The sequence below is a fragment of the Streptomyces sp. NL15-2K genome, from assembly GCF_030551255.1.
GTDB lineage: Bacteria > Actinomycetota > Actinomycetes > Streptomycetales > Streptomycetaceae > Streptomyces.
Genome location: NZ_CP130630.1, coordinates 9,801,742 through 9,819,451, shown reverse-complemented (window position 1 = coordinate 9,819,451; position 17,710 = coordinate 9,801,742). Strand labels below are relative to the sequence as shown.

Genomic DNA, 17,710 nt, shown 5'->3' with positions numbered 1-17,710 from the left:
GGTGACGTGCTGAGTGGATGGCACCGGGCTGCTCGGGCGGTCTGAACTGTGATGGCGCCTGATCGTCGGCAAGGCCCCTATGGGGACACGCCCTGTGGCTCGGTGGCAGGCAGCATCCCGCAACGGCAGTCGACAGGTCCGTGACTGGACACTTCGGTCATAGATCTCACGAGTCAGACTCCCGCCCGGGACGGCACTGCACAACCGTCCCATCGATCCCGGTACAGCGGTATGACTCGATCACTGCCGGACGGCTTCGGCCGAACCGATACTCAACCTGACTGAGCGCGCTGACAAGGCGTTGACTCTCGTCCACTTCTGACCGGTATTTCATGGCTGGCAGCGCCCAGGTCAGCACCGGCTACAACGGAATTCCTACGCCTGATCTTCACCGAGCTGCCGGTCCATCGACACAGGGGGACTTGGTGTGTCAGTGCAGCCCTCTACGCTGGGATCCGACGCGCGCACCGGTGGGGCGGCAGGACGGTCAGAGGACGGCAGTGGCATCGAACGACAGCAGGGCACACAACTGGCAGAGCATCCGTGAGTGGGACGGAAGCCAGCATCGCGCGTTCGAGGAACTCTGCTTCCAGCTCCGCACGCCGGCGCCTCCGGGCTGGGAGACGATCAAGACTACTGCTCCGGACGGCGGCGTCGAATGGTATGACCAGGCGCCCGACGGCAGTGCTGCGCACGGATACCAGGTCAAGTTCGTCCACAACATCGACGATCTCATCCCTCAGGCGAAGAAGAGCGCCAAGACAGTCGGTGAGAACATCGCGAACCGGAAGATTGTCCGGCTTGAGTTCCTCGCCCCCTTCGACCTCTCCGACCCCACCCCTGTCACCCCGCGCGGGAACGCGCGTACCGGTGCGAGGGCGCGGTGGAACAACAACGTCGCCCAGTGGAAGAAGGACCTGCCTGGTCTTGCTGGCGTGGACATCCGCTACGTCGGTGGCGGTGAGCTGCTGGAGCGGCTGACCCGCCCTGGAAATGAGGGACGTCAGTGGTTCTTCTTCGAACGGCGGGCGCTGGGCAGCGAGTGGTTCAGGGAACAGGTCACGCTTGCTGAGCGTCTGGCCGAGGCACGGTACACACCCGAGCATCATGTGACGTTGCCCCTTGCCCGCGTGGCGGACGCGTGCGCCCTGCCGCAGGAGTTTTTGAGGCAGGGCGTCCAGCGATCCCGGGATCTGCAGGCTGCTGTGGTGACACTCCTTTCCGAGATGACGCGCTGGCACGACAGCTATCCCGCGCCGGACAGCAGCCCCGACCATCAGGCGCTGTCGCGGTGGGTGCACGCGTGGACGCCCGCATTGCGGGAAGGCGCCCACACCTTGGTACACGACCTGTCGGCTGCATCCGCAACGTCCGGTTTCCCCGCCGAGCAGAGCTCTGCTGTGGCGGAGGACATGCTGGAGCGGCTGGGTGAGTTCAAGGACCTGGCTGACCGGTTCGCGGAGAAAGAGCGTGAAAGCGACGACGCCACATCTGCGGCCGGACGGGGCGCAAAGGCTCCGGTGACCGCGGTGCAGAGCGTGCAACGGGTGTGCGAGCGCGCTCTGGCTCGTACCCTCGACGCCTGCGAGCGCCTGGTCGGCTTGTTGCGGAGTCCCGCTGCCCAGGCAGCGGAGAAGAAGACCTGGCTGCTCCTGGGGGAGGCGGGGCAGGGCAAGACGCATTTGCTGGTCGACGCCGCGCGACGGGCCGTAGACGAGGGCCGTCCGGCACTGGTGGTGTTCGGGCAAGAGCTCACCGGGCACAACGCGTTGAGTGAGATCGCGCAGAAGCGTGGCCTGGGGCCGCTTGCTGAGCGAGACCTCCTGCAGGCGATGGACGCCGCTGGCGCGGCCAGCGGCTGCCGCTTCCTGTTGATCATCGATGCGCTCAATGACTCCGACGACGCCGGGAACTGGAAGAGCGAACTGCTCGCGCTGCAGGTGCGTCTGGCCGGGTACCGGCACATCGCTTTGTTGGTGTCCTGCCGCTCGACCTTCAAGTCGATCGTCGTGTCTGATCGTTTCGATGTGCCAGCCTCCGCGCACCCCGGCTTTGCAGGACGGGAGATGGAAGGGCTGGAGAGCTACCTGCGGGGCGTGGCGGCGGTTCTTCCCAACACTCCCCTGCTGGCCTCGGTCTTCACCAACCCTTTGTTCGTAAAGCTGTACGCAGACAGTCTGAGCAAGAGCCTGGAGCGTGGCGGCTCGGGCGGCCATCCGCGTGACCGGAGCGCGGTGTTCGATGCCTATGTCGACCACCGTGCGGAGGCCATCTGCTCCCGGCTCGGACTCGATCCCCTGGAGCGGCCCGTGCACCGTGCGGTGGACGCCCTGGCGTCGCGCATGGCCACCGCACGGCGTTCCGTGCTGCCGCGTGAGGAAGCCCGCGCTCTTGTCGACGCGTACGCTCCGGCGGCCACGGCGTGGCCGGACACGGTGCTCGGGCAGCTCCTCGCCCAGGGCCTGGTGTCCAACGAGCGGACCTACAAGGCCGACCAGGCAACCGGTATCGGTTTCCCCTACCAGGCGTTCGGTGACGACCGCGTTGTACGGTCGGTCTTCGCTGCCCACCAGGACGAGATCGACGCGCTGCGCGAACGACGCCCACTGGCCGTCGATTCCGCGCTGCAGAGCTGGCTGGGGCAGGCTGCCCCGAACTACCAGGAAGCAGCGTCGATTCTCCTGCCCGAACAAACCGGGACGGAACTCATCGACCTGCTGGCCGCCTCTCCCACAGCTGCAGAGGCCACAGCTGGCCCCGGCAGACGCGCGGACGCACGAGGCTACCGGCTGGCCCGCAACTTTCTGGAAACGCTTCCGCTACGCAGCACACGCAGCGTCAACGAACGCACCATCCAACTTCTCAACGAGACCGCCGCACGCCACGGACGCAATTCCGACGTGCTGGAGGCCGCTGTAGCGGTCACCGCCGAGCCGGGGCATCTGCTGAACGCCGACCGTCTCCACCGGGTGCTGCTGCGAAAACAGCGACCCGAGCGCGACGCGTGGTGGGGCGTCGAGACCTACTCCTTGCTGTGGGACGTCACGGCACTGCACCGGCTGCTGCGCTGGGCCGAGCAGTACCCCACCCCGCGCCATCTCCACCCTGCATCCCTCACGGCCCGGCCTCGGCTCGGGGACCGGACCCGCCGGCCGATGCAGACGGCCGGAGCCGACCACGAGGAAGTCGTCCGGCTGGCCGCCACGACACTGGTGTGGACCCTCACGTCCTCCAACCGGTTCCTGCGGGACCGGGCCACCAAGGCCCTGGTGCAGCTGCTCCTGGGACACGGAGACGTTCTCGTCTCCCTCCTGGACAGATTCCTCCACGAGGACGCGGAGGAGATCGACGATCCCTACCTCTTCGAGCGTCTGGCGTGGGTCAGCTACGGAGTCCTGGCCCGTCGCGGCGAGGACGACGGCCAGCACGACCTCCTCCGTACAATCGCCCGGCGGCTCCTCACGTACTCCTACGGCACCGTTGATTCGCCCGCGCACGCTTCACGGAACGCGCTGCTGTGCGAAGCGGCTACACGCGTTGTCACCCTGGCGCACCGTGCTGGAGCCGTCACCGGCGAGGAAGCAGACGCGGTCAGGCATCCGCACGCCTGCCCTCAGATCGGGCAGGCTCCTGCGGAGGAGGACCTCGACGTGCTCTTCCCGCGGCGGGAGCAGAAGGAGTCGCTGTGGGGATCACTCCGCTCGTCCCTTTCACCGCTGGGAGACTTTGCGGACTACCAGGTCCGGCCAGCCGTGCGCCATTTCAGTTTGTTGCCGCTGTCGACCGACTATCCCCGTCGGCCAGCGTGGCAGCGCGCCGACGATCCTGTCGTAGTCGACCCCGCCCGTATCCCGGCCTTCGCGCAAAGGCTTCCGGAGTCCGTCCGGCCCGCCTTGAGCACACCGGCTGCCGTTGAACAACTCCTCACCGGGAGGAAGGCGAGGGACGTCCTCGACGCGGACCAGTACGCGCTGCTGCGGGCCTGCCGAGTGCCCCCGGCCGACGACGAACGCCTCGCCGCTGCCCACGTCGACGCACAGTGGGCCGCACGCTGGGTCCTCGCCCGCGTCGCCGACCTGGGCTGGACGCCTGAACTCTTCGCCGAATTCGACAACATGCGTTCCCGCCACTCTGGCTCCCGCCAGTCACACAAGGGCGAACGGATCGGCAAGAAGTACCAGTGGATGGCCCTCCACGAGCTCGTGGAACGCCTGGCGAACCACCGGCACCCCCACCGGCGGACCGAGCACGACGCCGCCGAATATCCCGGAGCGGCGCGACTGTCGCTGCTCGACATCGACCCCTCCCTTCCTCCGGCCCGACACCCCTTCTCCGACACCGACGACGACAACAGTCCAGACGAAGCCGACCACGCCACCTTCCCGACCGCCGACCCCGCACACCCGCTGGCACCACCTGTCCCCGACCTGCCCGACGACGAGGGCGTCGACGAATGGATCAGCCGTCCGGACAACCTGCCCGACCTCGACGAACTGGGCATCCGCACCGACAGCCAGGACAGGCAGTGGATCGTCCTCTACGAACAGGCCATGGACGACCACGACGGCCGAGGATGGAACGTGACCCGCGGCCAGGCAGAGCAGTGGCACCGCATCCACAGCTGGCTCGTGCCCGCCCCCCAACTCACCAGCCTGCTCACATGGCTTGAGGGACGTTCGTTTACAAACCGGCTGATGCCCGAAGGGCCCGATCGCCACAGCCTTCTCCTGGCCGACTTCCCCACCGTCCCCGGTCCCTGGACCGATCCGGAACCCGACTCCTGGCATGTGAGTACCTTTCAGTATGACGAACCCGGTTCCGGTGAGGACGCCTCCCCTGTCCCGGGGGACGACGATCTCTCCTCTCCGGAGCCAGCCCCTGGACCACCGGCCTCAGAGGAGAGCGTCGCCATCGCCATCTGGCGGGAGCGCAAGGAGAAGCGCCGGGAAGAGCTGCTCCTGGAGCTCGCAGAACTGTGGGCGGACGGTCCGATGGAAGATGACGAGGACGACTGGCTGGAGCGCACCCTCGCCGCACAGCCGCAGGGCCAGATGGTGTTCGCCACAGACCCCGATGGGGAACCCGTCACCGCTATTCCGACCGACCAGACCTACAACTGGAGTGGTGAGAGCCTGGACTGCTCCCTCGACGCATCCGTCTCCGTGACGCTGCTCAGTGACCCACTCCTGAGAGACAGCAGGCTGCGGGGCGACCCGGACCGCCCCTTCTGGTACGACACCGACGGGCAACTGCAGGTGCAGTACCTGACATGGGACCGCCCGAGCGGCAGGGCTTACAGTCTCCTCGCGTCCAGAGAGTGGCTCGAGCACCACCTCGAGCGCAGCGGCCATTGCCTGGTCCAGGGCATGATCGGCGAACGGCAGCCTGTGACCGCCGAGCACCCCCGTGTCTGGAGAGAGTTCAGCCAGAGCGCCGGCCGCACGGCACAGGGACAAGGCAAGCCTGGGACCATCGTCACCGAAGTCAAGAGAAGCATCCGGTAGCAGGCCGTCGCCGCACTTGGCCCGGGCACGACCGCAGAGCACGGCCCGCGCGGCGGCCTGTGCGTCGAGCGAGTCCGACTTTCCCAGCAGACGGCGAGCCGTCCGGCTGTGCGGCTTTCCACATTCGTAGACCGCACACGGTGCGTAGCATATGGGCTGTGAATCTTCCGGCTCGCGTGCGGCAGGCTCTCAACGAATCTGTCCATCCTGCAGAGTTCGAACGGTGCGCTTGCGCCCTGTTGCAGTCCCGGTATCCGGGGTTGTCGGCGGTCGAGGGCGGTCATGACTTCGGCCGTGACGCAGACATCTACTTTCCCTCCGATAGCAGTGATCCTCAGGCGCGGGGGCGCCTTCTGGTCACCACTGGTGATCCGATCGCCAACGTACGCAACGGCCTGAATCGGATGCAGGAGGAGGGCTTGCAGGTCGACCTGGTTGTCGTGGCCAGCTCGCGCCCCGTCGACGCTCGCACCCGGAGGGCTCTGGACAAACTGTGCTCGGACCGAGGGCTTCCTCCAGCTCACGTGTACGCCCAGGAGTGGTTCGTTCACCAGTTGGTGCGTGATGCGGCATGGCGGCGGAGCTTGTTGGGTATCGAGGGCCGACTCGGCGCCTTGCTCGACGAGCCTTTGGAGGCACCTCTGGTGGCGAGCCCACCGCCACTGGTGGGCAGAGGGAGTGAGGTTGCGGCCCTGTCCGCTGCGGTGGATGCCTGTCAGGATGTGGTGCTCGTTGGAGTTCCGGGGGTGGGCAAAACTCGGCTCACTGCTCAGCTCGGAGATCAGGTGGTCTACGTAGAGCCCGCTTCGCTGGCTCACCTTCATGACGACCTGCTTCTGGTGCTGCCGAGAGCAGTGATCGTGGACGATGCTCATGCTCATCCTGATGCGGTGCGTGTCCTGCGACACACCCGTCGACAGACCGGCCTTCTGTTCTCCGCAGTGGTAACGACCTGGCCAGATCGGCTCGATGAGGTGCTTGGCTGGCTGCCCGGGGCGCTAGTCATCAGCGTAGGCCCCCTCGAACGGACGGAGATGGACACGCTGGTCACCACCGCGGGTGTCACCGGTCATCGGTCCCGGGCTGCAGTACTCGACCAAGCGGACGGGCGGCCGGGGTGGGCGGTGACGCTGTGCGAGCTGCTGGCTAATGGGCAGGGCGGGGACGTCTTCAGCGGCAGAGCGCATGTAGCGCACGTCGAACGGTACCTAAGCGAGGCCACAACATCACACACCGTGCTGGATGCCCTGGCCTGTGTGGCCGCCCTAGGTGTATTGCCCTGAGAGGTTAGGGACGCGGCTGGCGGGTGGTTGGCCCTTGAGCGCGGTGTGTCCGCGGTGGTGATTGTAGGTGTGCAGCCAGCTGGGGAAGGCGTCGCGTCGTTCCTGCTCTGATCGGTAGGGGCGGGCGTAGGCCCATTCGTCGAGCAGGGTGCGGTTGAAGCGTTCGACCTTGCCGTTCGTCTGCGGCCGGTAGGCGCGGGTTCGCTTGTGCGTGATCCCGGCTGCTGCCAGGGCGTCTCGCCACAGGTGGGATTTGTAGCAGGAGCCGTTGTCGGTCAGGACGCGTTCGACGGTGATCCCGCAGGTGGCGAAGTACGCCTGGGCGCGACTCCAGAAGCCGACAGCGGTCTCCTTCTTCTCGTCTGCGTGGATCTCGCTGTAGGCCAGGCGGGAGTGGTCGTCGACGGCGTTGTGGAGGTAGCTGTAGCCGGCGCCGGACCGGGTCTTGCGGCCCGCCTGGCGTCCGAGGGTCTTGTGGCCGCCGCCGTCGGGGATGTTGCCGAGCTTCTTGATGTCGACGTGGACCAGTTCGCCGGGCTTGGCACGTTCGTAGCGACGGATGACGCGCCCAGTGGCCCGGTCGAGGTGGGTCAGGCGGGCCAGGCCGTAGCGGGTCAGCACCCGGTGCACGGTGGACGGCACCAGGCGGAGCAGGCCTGCGATCCGTGCTGGCCCCCACCTGCGCAGTACGCGGACTTTGATGATCCTGCGCTCGGTACGGGTCGGGGTCCGTCGCGGGCTGGTGCGGGGGCGGCTGGAGTGGTCGGCCATGCCAGGCTCGCCGAGCCGGCGGTAGCGGTCGGCCCATCGCTGTGCGGTGGTTGGCGAGACTTGGAATCGCTCAGCGGCCCGGCGCAGGGTCCAGCCGTCCTCGACCACGCAGCGGGCCAGGCGCAGGCGTCCGGTCTCGGTCAGGGGTGCATTACGGTGGGGCACGAGGGCCTTTCTGTCGTCCGGCGTAGATGTCGCAATCCACACCGAGCCAGAAGGCCCTCACCCATTTCAAGACCACACGTCAGTGATCGCTGTCACCAACCTCCGTGGACAGAACACCTAGGTGGCGCATCGCCGGAAACGCTGTACGCCCTCGCGCCCTTGGTCGGCGCGGCTCCTGCTGAGTTGTCTGGCATGGTGGAGGGCCTTGCACACAATGGCCTGGTGGAGTCGGTGGAGGACGTCTGGCGGCTGCAGCCGACCCTGTGTGCGCCGCTAGTAGCGCGCTGGTTCTTCACCAGCCCGGTGCGACGGCCGTGGGCCACGCTGGTCGATGCCTTCCCCGACCACGCGCTTGGCCTTGCGTCCGCAGTGATGTCCGCAGCCGAGGTATCCCCTTCCTCGCAGGCGCGGGCACAAGCAGAGAAGTGGATCCACTCGCTCTCGGCCCCCACGTCTTGGGACGTCGGCACCTTCGCCATCGTGACGCAGTATGCCCGGTTGGACTCCCGGGCGGCCCAGTTCGCGGTGAACGGGGCTCTGGCCGTGCTGGCCACTCCTCGCGAACCCGAAGAGCTGTACGGGATGCTCGTTGACCCTCTCGGTGATGCAGCGACCCGGCAACTCATTCAGAGCGCACGTCAGTTCTTCCTGCCGGAAGCGATCGGAGGACTGCTGGCCCTGGCAGTAGGAGACAGGCGGCGTCGGAACTCCACTCCGGATCACCCGCTGCGCGTGCTCAGCGATCTGGCCGGCGTGATCGACCCCGACTTCGGCACGTCCCTTGAGATCCGCACCCGTCTGCTGCGGGCGGTGCTGGACTGGATGCGCCGCCATCGCGCCTCGGGCGAGCAATGGAGCGTGGCCACCGAGGCCCTGGCGGGCATTTTCAGCGTCGAGGTATCAGGGAACTGGCCGGATCCAGGGACACCGAACACAGTCACACTCGCCCACGGTGTGGACGCCGCAGACAATCTCTCGAGACTACTCGGTCTGTGGAAGCAGGTAGTGCCGCTTCTGACCTGCGACGCGACAAGCGGGGACGGGGTGCCCTGTCCGCCAGTCGCGCTGGTCGCCCTGCTCGACATGGCGCTGGGATGGGTCCGGCTCGGCCTGGGCGTCGCCCCCCGTGGCCAGATTCCTTCCGCCGAGCAGATGCGATGGGGGGCCGAGGGAGGGCGCCGCATTCTTGCGTCACTCCACCCGTTGTTGCAAAACAGCCCGGGAACAGCGATGCGCGCTCACCGCGAACTCGCCCGGATCCGGGGCCGGGCTCAAAAGGCTGGCCAGAAGCTGCCCACATTCGATGTCGAATCCGATCTTCAGTCCTTCTGTGAATGGGGAAGCGTCGACTTCACCCATGACTACGAGGCAGCCACCGAGCAAGTGCTCACTCAAGCGAAGACGCTCGCGAAGAGACTGACTGCTCTGGGACCTCGCGCCGGAGTGGCCCGATTCGGCGAACTGGCCGAGCAGGCACAGGTCGTCGGTGACTACACCGGCTATCTGACAGCCGTCCGTATGGCCGAGCTCATGACCGACCCGGCTGCCTGGTACCAAGCAGCTGCCGAATCAGGTGAAACACTGCTGTTGGGAACTGCCCTGACGCAATGGCTCACCACGGCTCCCGACACCGTGCCGCCATCCGTGTTGCTCACGGCCCTCGACGATGCGGCCTCCCGACCCACTGTCGTCAACGCCGTCCTCGCGCGCAGCGTGGTGGATAAGACGGGAGAGCTGGTGATCGACTCGATGCGGGCCGAGGACGCGTCACTGCTCGAGACGCTGATTCGCCACGAGCCCGACGATGTCATGCATCGCCTGCTCATCCACACCATCCCAGCCATCGCCGCGAGCGCAGCGATCAGTTTCTCGGTCGGAGCGCCCCACGGCCCCGCCCTGCCGGCGGAATGGCAGACATCATGGCGCCGCGCGATGCAGAACCTGCGTATCGATCACCTGCCCCCACACAACCGGTGGCGAGCGGGCAAAGTCCTCGCGCACCTCGCGAAGCATGACGCCGACACTTTCGAATCCTGGTTCCACGAGCGGCTGCAGGATATGACCGCCCAGGGCTGGTACGCCTCGCCGCTCCCGCACGACAGCGATCACATCCTCGCTTACCTCCCATGCCCGCACCGGCTACGTCTGGCCATCCACTGCATCGGCCTGCCCCGCGTTGGCCACAGCGCGCTCATCCATCTCGTCGGCTCGGATACCGAGCTGGCCCAGCACTTGCTCGACGAACACGCCGTAAGCCCTGACAAGCTGGTCGACGCCCTCTTTGGGCAGCGCAACGCGGCTGTAGAGAAGATCGGTCCGCTCCTGTTGGAGCGAGGAGCGAGCGCTGGCAGGATCGCGGCGGCTGTCGCCTGGTGCGACTCATGGTCAGGGGACCGCTCGCGGATGCACTCTCAGCTTCTGGACTACTTCACCGCTCTTGCCGACCGAGTACCTGCGCTGCATGCGGTCGCTGCAGCGGGCCGCGCACAGCAAGAGGAGCTGCTTCATCAGGCTGAAGAGCGCGAACGTGCCGCACGAGTCCGTGGACGGTGACCACAGATGCCTTTGGTGAGGGATCAATGCCCCTGAAGTAACCCAAAGAAGGCGAACGTCGTTCTCATCACATAAGCCGATCCAACACAACGTGATGCACCGCACACACACTCGCGGCGGTGGAGAAGGGATGAGTAAGCCTTGGAACCGGAAGGCAGCGCGGTACTGATCACCGCAGTCTCGGAGATGGCCGTACTGCGTGCACTTCAGCTCGCAGGGAACCGGATCATCGGAGCGCGTGGCCGCTCCGTCCGTGGGCCGATGAAGTCGGTCGAACCGTGGTCGATTCACGTGCACCTGCGAGTCGAAGAGCACGAACTGAGCACCTTCCTCAAGGACGCCTGGCAGATTCCCATCGCAGTCGGCCTCCCCGACGACCTCCTCGATGCACTCGACCTACACACCCGCACCCTGCTGACAGCCGGCATCGAGTTCAACCGCGACGATCTCCTGCGCACCTTGTCTCGGCTTCCCCAGCAGCCTGCCCTGCCATGGGAGTCCGTCGGCTCGTAGTGCGACTATCAGACAAGGAAGCGCACACCTTCCCATCGAGGGGCTACGAGCCGGTTCATCGAGGAAAGCTTCGATGTCTTGTGTTGCGCATCGGCCGCACCACTCGTGTCGTCACTACACCCTCCCCTTCTTGCTGGGTAACTCAACAGATTGCAGGGGCCCGCCATGCTCAAGGCAGCTCAAAAATCATCGTGAGCCCCCTGGGAGTTCAGTAACTTGACTCCACGTAAACCGGGGACGTCTTCGTGCGGTGTTGAGCTTGCAGGGGTCAGGTTGTGCAGCACTCGCCTGCACTGCTCGGTCAGTGTCAGTGTCAGTGTCAGTGGGAGCGTCTAGGGTGCAGCGCATGTCTGCCTCATAACCTTGGCGCAGTGCCGAAACTCCCGTGCCACCGGTGTACCCCTTCAACGCACCAGCCGAGTCGATCACCCTCTATAACGGGCAGGTTGCCGGACCCGCCGGGACTGAGGTACCCGGGGTTGTCCAGTACGACTGCTCTCCGAAGCCGGGGATCTCATGGACGATGCATACCGAGGACTATGACCCCACCTCGACGGGCAGGACCGAACTGAGCCTGGTCGACCTCGGCTTTGAACTGCCAGTTTCCGGCACGGATGCCGTGAGCGGTTGGTCCAATGGCACTTCCTACGGAGACCCCGACGCTGCGCTCGACCGGGTCGTCGCCCACTGGTTCAACCTCCCCCGCTGGCACGGGACTGCCCACCTGGCAGCCCGTGCAGGCGATGGAACGCCGCTACTGGTGGCCGCCGGACGCAGTGTGTACGAGGCGGACGGATGGAAGATCACGCTGGACGTTCGCCCCGACCACAAGGCCGTCTTCTCTGGCTTGCATCAGGCCGACGTCTACGTCATGACGCACGTGATGGAGATCCGCCGACTGAACGGAACCACGTTCACGGCCGCCGATGTCACCCCTGTTCTCGGTGCCCTGCACGTCGGACTGTCCTTCGCGCTCGGCCGGTGGGTCGCCCCCGCCCTGCCCGTCGGCCAGAACGACCAGGAGCAAACGGTGTGGGGCCAGTGGGCCCCGATGCTCTGCGACCCAGCACGCCGCATCAGCTCCGGCTGGTGGTACCCCGAAGACCAGGCGTCCTTGGCCGATCTGCTGGCCTGCCTCCTGCCCGCCTTCCACGACCCCTGCAAAGGACAGGCTCTTCGCCTGCAGATGCAGTACGCGATCACTGCCATAGCCGACCGAGGATTCGTCGAACAGCGGATTATGAGCGGAGCTGCCGGACTGGAACACGTGATGTGGCAGAAACTCGTGCTCACCGGTCGACTCACGGAAGCCGAGTTCACATCCCGCGCCTGGCCAGCGCATAGAAAGCTGCGTGCGGTCCTGACGGACGCAGGGGTAGATCTGGAAGTGCACGAAGACCGAATGCCTGCGGCCGCCGTCTTCGCGGCCCGACAGCAACTGGACGGAAACCGGTCGATAGACGGCGCCGACATCGTCACACGAGTCCGTAACCGCCTTGTACATCCCAAAGAGGCACAAGAGCCCGTCTATTCGGTCAAAGGGCTGATCACCGAGACCTGGCTTCTCACCCGTCATTACCTGGCACTGCTGGTACTCCGCTCGATCGGCTACCGAGGTTCCTACCAGGACCTCTCCGAAACGAACAAGTGGGTCGGCCAGACCCATCTCGTACCCTGGGCCTGAGAGCGCACAGGAATTCATGAGCTACGGCGCCTCTTCGCGAGGGACTCCGTGCATCTTCCCTGCCGCGGCCGGTCAAGCAGCCCTCCCCCGCCGGATGGGGAATTGAGTATCCATTTTCAACGTTCTTACAAGGCAAGGATGACTCTGGCGACTGGCGTTTTACGGTTGGGGCCGATCCAGGATCGACGGAAAATCCGCTGAAAGATCCAGCTTAAGAATGCGTTTCGGACGCGGGTGGACACGCACGATTTCTCGTTCAACTTTGCAGGAGCGAATGGCATGCGCCGCAGTCGTTCGCACAGAATTCCCGGGCCACGCTGCGACTCGACCGTGGAGTCCTGTTATCACCGCGTCCCAACCTCCGTACTCCGAGAGGAGAACCCCAGCGCAAGGACGCCCATGACAGGCGCAGAAACCCGCCCGCTGAAAAGCCCCGACGGACCACACCTGCGGGGCTTCTCGTCGAACGGACGCCCCTATAACGCGGGGGTACGGGAATCGGTCTGACCAGGTTGAAGACCTCGCGGGCGGCATACCGCTTGAGGCATCGGATGATCTCACGCCGGGTCTCCCCCTCCTGGGTGCGGCGTTCGTAGTACGCCTGCGTCCGTGGGTCGTGACGTAGCCGGGTGAAGACGATGCGGTGCAGGGCCGCGTTCGCCTGGCGGTCGCCGCCGTAGTTGAGCCGGCGCGTGCTCCGCCGGCCAGAGGACGCCCGTCACCGCATCCTCCACGGGATGTTCCGGCCGAAGCGGATGGCGCCGTCGACGAGCCGACGGAAGTTGCTCTTGCTGAGGGTTCACCCTGAGCGCGTCCGGAGCATCGGAAACGTCCGCCCATCGGTTGCTCCAGCACGGTGGCGGAGCCCGAATTCAGCCATCTTGCCGGTTGCCGCACGCTGATTCCGGTTTCGTGCGGCGCACACCATGATGGCTGGTTGCGTGTCGAACTTTTGATGGGCAGTGCTGTTCACGGGCGCAGGCAAGGGGCTCGAATTACGATGGAATGGCTGATTCCGGGCAAGCTGTGCGACGTGCGCGCGCACAGCCCAACCTATCTGTTTCCGTCACGCTCCCCTATCTTGCCGCTCTGCGTACATGAATGATCGCAGACTGTTCTCCGCCCAGGCAGCGACGGCGTACGGAATGAGGGGGAATGGCGGCTTCGGAACTGGACGTGATGGCACTGGCAGTGCCGGCGGCGAGTGCCGTGGCGGCGGAGATGGCCAGGGGCGGCTGGTTGACATTGCGCTCAGCCCTGGCCCGGTTCTTCAGGCGTGACGGGGACTCCGCCGTGGAGCGGCAGTTGGAGCTGCTCGACACCGCGGAGCAGGCCCTCGCCGAGGCGGCGGAGGAAGACTGCGACGAACTGCGCAGTCGGCTGGAGCAGCGGCTGGTCCTGCAACTCGCTGCCTACCTGGACCGCTACCCTGATATGGGCGAGGAACTGGCAGCGCTCCTGCCGGCCTTACAGGACGGCACGCCGGCAGCAGGGGCGCCGGCGTTGACGGCGCAGAACAACACCAACAGCCAGATCGTGCAGGCGTCCGGCAACCTGGACGCGGGCAGTGGGGGCATCAACTACGGGGTCCCGCCACGCACCCGAGGGCGTGAGAGGCTGTGACCTCGTCCACTGTGCCGCCCGACAACCTTGTGTCCGGCGGCAGCGGGATTCACGCCGCCAACAACACCTACTCGACTCTGCTGCAGGCCGGGCGGGACATCAACCTGCATCAGCAAGAGTCCCTTCCCACCGAGCCCGTGTTCCCGACGGAAATCGACGCGGTCCGCCGTGCCTGGGTCGCCGAGGACAGCGAGGGCAAGGAGATCGCGACCGCCCCGGAAGTGCTGGCCATGCTCGGCCAAGACGAGCGGGTGGTTGTGATCGTCGGCCCGCCCGGGGCGGGCAAGACCGCAGCGGGACTGCGCGCCCTGTCCGAGCTGCGACCCGTACTGCCCGGGACCGGCGGGCCGAGGCTACGGCTGCGCCTTGAGCACGTGCTGCCGGACTGGGAATCGGTCGAGAAGGACAAGTTTCTGCTCCCCGCCGAGCACGGCCGAGGGTATCTGCTCAATGTTTCGGGCGAGAGCGCGCGCTGGGAAAAGCCGGACGTCACAGCCAGGAAGTTCCTCGGTCACGCCGAAAGTCTGAGGAAGAAGGGCTCCTACCTTGTCGTGGTCGCGGGTGAGCACGGCTGGCCCGAGAACGACCCGGTCCTGGGGCGCACCGTCGTTCGAGCTTTCAGCGCACCCCCGGGCGACCAGATCGCGCGCCGCCACATCGAGCGGCTCTATCCGTGGGTCGCACACCGTGGATGGCTGCAGGAAAGCGTCCACGAAGCCGGCGGACGGGGTGAGGAGAGTGACGGTGAGGACCGTCGAGGCCCGCTTGCCGGCCTCCTTCGAGCCGACATGCAGCCGGGTGACGCCGCGGCACTCGCTCTTGAACTCAGCCGCATCAGCGACTCGGGTGGCACGGTCAAGGACGCCCGCGACCTCGTTCTGCGCTGGCGTGAACGGGTCAGTACCGTTTTTCGCGAAACGCAGGACAGCGCGGACGACCGAGCGTTGCTGCTGGCGGCCGTGCTCTTGGAGGGGCTCAGCCCCGCCGAGGTCCTGGCCGGGGCGCGTCTGCTGCTCGATGACCGGAAGACGCGCGGCATCCGGGACATTCTCACCGGCCGCGATCTCGTCACCCGGCTGGAGGCAGTCCAAGCGAAGATCGACGGGCAGCGAGTCTCCTTCGGCCACCTACCCGGGTACCCAGCCGCAGTGCTGCGGCACTTCTGGCGCCAGCTCAGCGACATCCAGCCCAACCTGATCCAGTGGGTCAAGCAACTCACCGCCCCCAAGGGGCTCGGTGCCACGCGCATCCCCCAGATCGCGGACCTGCTCGCCCAGCTCGCCGTGGACGAAAGCGACCTGCGCCCTCTGGACGTCGCCCAGTCATGGGCCACCGCCGGCGACGCCGGGCAGGACGGCGCGTCCCGTCTGCTCGCACGCGTCGCCAGAGACCCCGCCCTCGGCCCGGAAGCCCGTACGAAACTGCGGTCCTGGGCCGGCCAGGGAACCCTTGCCAACGCCACCGTGGCCGCGGTCGTGTGCCAAGGGCCTTTCTCGAAGGAATACCCCCGCCAAGCCCTCACCTGCCTGCGCTGGGTCCTGGGCCGTTCCGAACACGACAGCGCCGTATCCGTAGCCGAAGAGGTCCTGCGCGCCATGGGCTCGGAGATCCGGCTGCTGCCGCGCGTATGGGACACGGTCAGCAAATGGGTGACCGAATACAAGCAGCCGGACGATCGGAATCATCTCGCGGCACGCCGCGCCGTCCTGGCCCTGCTCGATCCCTCCGCTGAGCACCCTGTGGCGACCCTGCTGCTGGCCAATGCCCTGGAGCACCCGGACACAGCAGATGAACTGGTACAGGGCTGGTCCGCCGCCCTGTCCGTGCCAGCCCTGGAAACACGGTGCGAGGAAGTCCTCGCTGCCTGGGCCGAAGCAGTGGCGGACGGCGCACTCGACGCCGACGCAGTGGTCGAAGTACTCAACCACGTCATCCGCGAACACTGGATGACCGGCCCGCTCTCCACCTTCATCGCCGGACGAGCCGGCACGGGATACACCTCCCAATCGGTCGTCGACCTGCGCGAGCGCCTCATCCTGCGCTGGAACGACCCCCGGCCGACCCACACCGAGCCGCACAGCGGCCAGACCCCGACGCCGACGCGCCACGCAACCTCCCCCGAAGACGATCCCACCCCTCGCACCGGGACGGAGGACGAGGCATGAGACGCAATTCCAGACGGGCCCGACGCAAGCAACTCCGCCGGAAGATCAGCGCCTTCTCCGCAGTGCTGCGCAGCAGTCGGCCCGGCATCCACTACACCGCCACCATTCACGCCACCCTGACCCCGGAACCCTCAGGCCCCTACGACCCGGATGAGATCGCTGACCGCGTCCGCACGGCCCTGCGCATCACGGCGGCGGCCGCGGTACGCGACCAGGACCCGATCGACCTCCCCGCCGCGCAGGATGCCTGCGCACAGCAGCTGCGCAGACCTAAGGCTCTCGACCTTCCGGACCAAGCCACTCAGGTCACCGCTTCCGTTCACCTCGAACTCGCCGACGAGGACCGTGCCGCAGTCAAGGAACTACTCACCGCCATACGCGCCCAGGCGGCCACGGACACCCTCACCAGACAGCGCACGGAGACGCTGGCCAGGGAACTCGCCCACCCAGCAGCTCTCCTGGCCCGTTGGCTCCAGCAGCCGGACGCGCAGATCACCAAGCCACCCGATGAAGCGGAGCTGGAAGCGCTCGCACGACGGCTGCGCGGCTACCCGAAAGACCGCGATGAACCCCTGGAGCTGCAACTCCTGGGTGTCCTACGGGATTTTTTCGCCGAGTTCCCCAAGGAAGAACAGAAGCGACTACTAGTGATGCTCCTCGCCAACGGTATGCGTGCCGCCCGGAAGCCCGGTCATGCCGACCGGGCCGAAGCCCTGGTGAAACCAGCACCGTGGCCCGGCGTTGCCGCTCTGGCCGAGGACGCGTCGTGAACGCCAAGCACACAACGCTCTGGCGTCTCCTCCTGTCCCCACGCACCAGCTGGCATGCCCTGGCCCTGATGCGCCGGGCCCACACACACGCCTCACCTCCGCGGCAGCTGTCGTTCGACGCCGCCTGGCGGCAGTCCCGGGTGCAACACCATCCGGGCGACTCCCACTACCTCTTGCACGGCCACGGCGACGACCGCACCTGAATCCGCCGGTTGCCCCAGCAGGACCCTTTGCCATCTCACCTGCAGAAGTCAACGGACCGGTGGAGTGTGGCGGAGCTGAAGCCACGGGACGCCTGTCTGACGCCGGACGATCCCAACGTTGTCGTAGACGTCGTTGCCGACATGAGTTTCTGCCGCTACCACGCAGGCAGCAGGTGCCAGCATCCTCGTCCGCCCACTTCGTCGCCCGGCATCGAGCCCAGTGGAGGAGCCGACATCGGCCGCTCCTTCGAGCGAATTCTGCGCGAAGAGCCCACCCCGTTGCCACCACTGCTGACAGCATCCGCCCCGTCAACGCCAGACACAGTCAAAGGTGGTCCGTTGGAACGGCAGGTCAACGACCGGCAGCGTGCGGTGTTGCAGTGGGTGGGTGCCGGCTGCCCTGACGGCGTATGGGAGACCAGCTCCTACAAGACCACCTGTCAGGCGCTGCAGAACCGGGGCCTGGTCGCGGTCTC

Annotated in this window: 10 protein-coding genes and 1 pseudogene; 9 read left to right on the top strand and 2 right to left on the bottom strand. The window is 66.4% G+C overall.

The features are described 5' to 3' along the window. Positions 1–500 precede the first annotated feature (500 nt). Positions 501–5,504 carry a hypothetical protein gene (locus Q4V64_RS43685; RefSeq protein ID WP_124445852.1) on the top strand — a complete coding sequence of 1,668 codons (5,004 nt, stop codon included), beginning with the start codon at positions 501–503 and terminating at the stop codon, positions 5,502–5,504. Positions 5,505–5,662: 158 nt separating this feature from the next. After that, positions 5,663–6,787, top strand: a complete 1,125-nt coding sequence (locus Q4V64_RS43680; protein ID WP_303714285.1) for an AAA family ATPase — start codon at positions 5,663–5,665, stop codon at positions 6,785–6,787. On the opposite strand, the gene Q4V64_RS43675 is transcribed toward Q4V64_RS43680, so the two are convergent. Beyond that, the gene (locus Q4V64_RS43675; protein ID WP_303708863.1) at positions 6,770–7,723 is read right to left on the bottom strand and encodes an IS481 family transposase; all 954 of its coding nucleotides are present in this window, start codon (positions 7,721–7,723) and stop codon (positions 6,770–6,772) included. The two genes, Q4V64_RS43680 and Q4V64_RS43675, sit on opposite strands and share 18 nt — an antisense overlap. 222 nt (positions 7,724–7,945) lie before the next feature. Here Q4V64_RS43675 and Q4V64_RS43670 point away from each other — a divergent pair, with 222 nt between their 5' ends. From Q4V64_RS43670 to Q4V64_RS43660, 3 genes are all read left to right on the top strand, one after another. Then, positions 7,946–10,276, top strand: coding sequence for a hypothetical protein (locus tag Q4V64_RS43670; RefSeq protein WP_303714283.1), 2,331 nt, complete (start codon positions 7,946–7,948; stop codon positions 10,274–10,276). Positions 10,277–10,417: 141 nt separating this feature from the next. Further along, a complete protein-coding gene (locus tag Q4V64_RS43665; RefSeq protein WP_124445670.1) occupies positions 10,418–10,789 on the top strand; it encodes a hypothetical protein in 372 nt (123 codons plus the stop codon). Positions 10,790–11,312: 523 nt separating this feature from the next. After that, the gene (locus tag Q4V64_RS43660; RefSeq protein WP_124445669.1) at positions 11,313–12,473 is read left to right on the top strand and encodes a hypothetical protein; all 1,161 of its coding nucleotides are present in this window, start codon (positions 11,313–11,315) and stop codon (positions 12,471–12,473) included. Positions 12,474–12,981: 508 nt separating this feature from the next. On the opposite strand, the pseudogene Q4V64_RS43655 reads toward Q4V64_RS43660, so the two are convergent. Beyond that, a pseudogene (locus Q4V64_RS43655) lies at positions 12,982–13,188 on the bottom strand (transposase); the annotation flags it as partial. A gap of 440 nt (positions 13,189–13,628) precedes the next feature. Here Q4V64_RS43655 and Q4V64_RS43650 point away from each other — a divergent pair. Genes Q4V64_RS43650 through Q4V64_RS43635 form a run of 4 tightly spaced genes read left to right on the top strand, consistent with a single transcriptional unit; the run spans position 13,629 to position 17,234 of the window. Next, complete coding sequence (locus tag Q4V64_RS43650; protein WP_124445668.1) at positions 13,629–14,096, top strand: hypothetical protein; 468 nt, start codon at positions 13,629–13,631, stop codon at positions 14,094–14,096. After that, entirely contained in the window at positions 14,093–16,261 is a 2,169-nt protein-coding gene (locus tag Q4V64_RS43645; RefSeq protein ID WP_124445667.1) for a hypothetical protein, read from the top strand. Before Q4V64_RS43650 ends, Q4V64_RS43645 begins: the two co-directional genes overlap by 4 nt. Beyond that, entirely contained in the window at positions 16,258–17,031 is a 774-nt protein-coding gene (locus tag Q4V64_RS43640) for a hypothetical protein (protein ID WP_124445666.1), read from the top strand. Before Q4V64_RS43645 ends, Q4V64_RS43640 begins: the two co-directional genes overlap by 4 nt. Continuing rightward, a complete protein-coding gene (locus Q4V64_RS43635) occupies positions 17,028–17,234 on the top strand; it encodes a hypothetical protein (RefSeq protein ID WP_124445665.1) in 207 nt (68 codons plus the stop codon). Before Q4V64_RS43640 ends, Q4V64_RS43635 begins: the two co-directional genes overlap by 4 nt. The last annotated feature ends 476 nt before the right edge of the window (positions 17,235–17,710 follow it).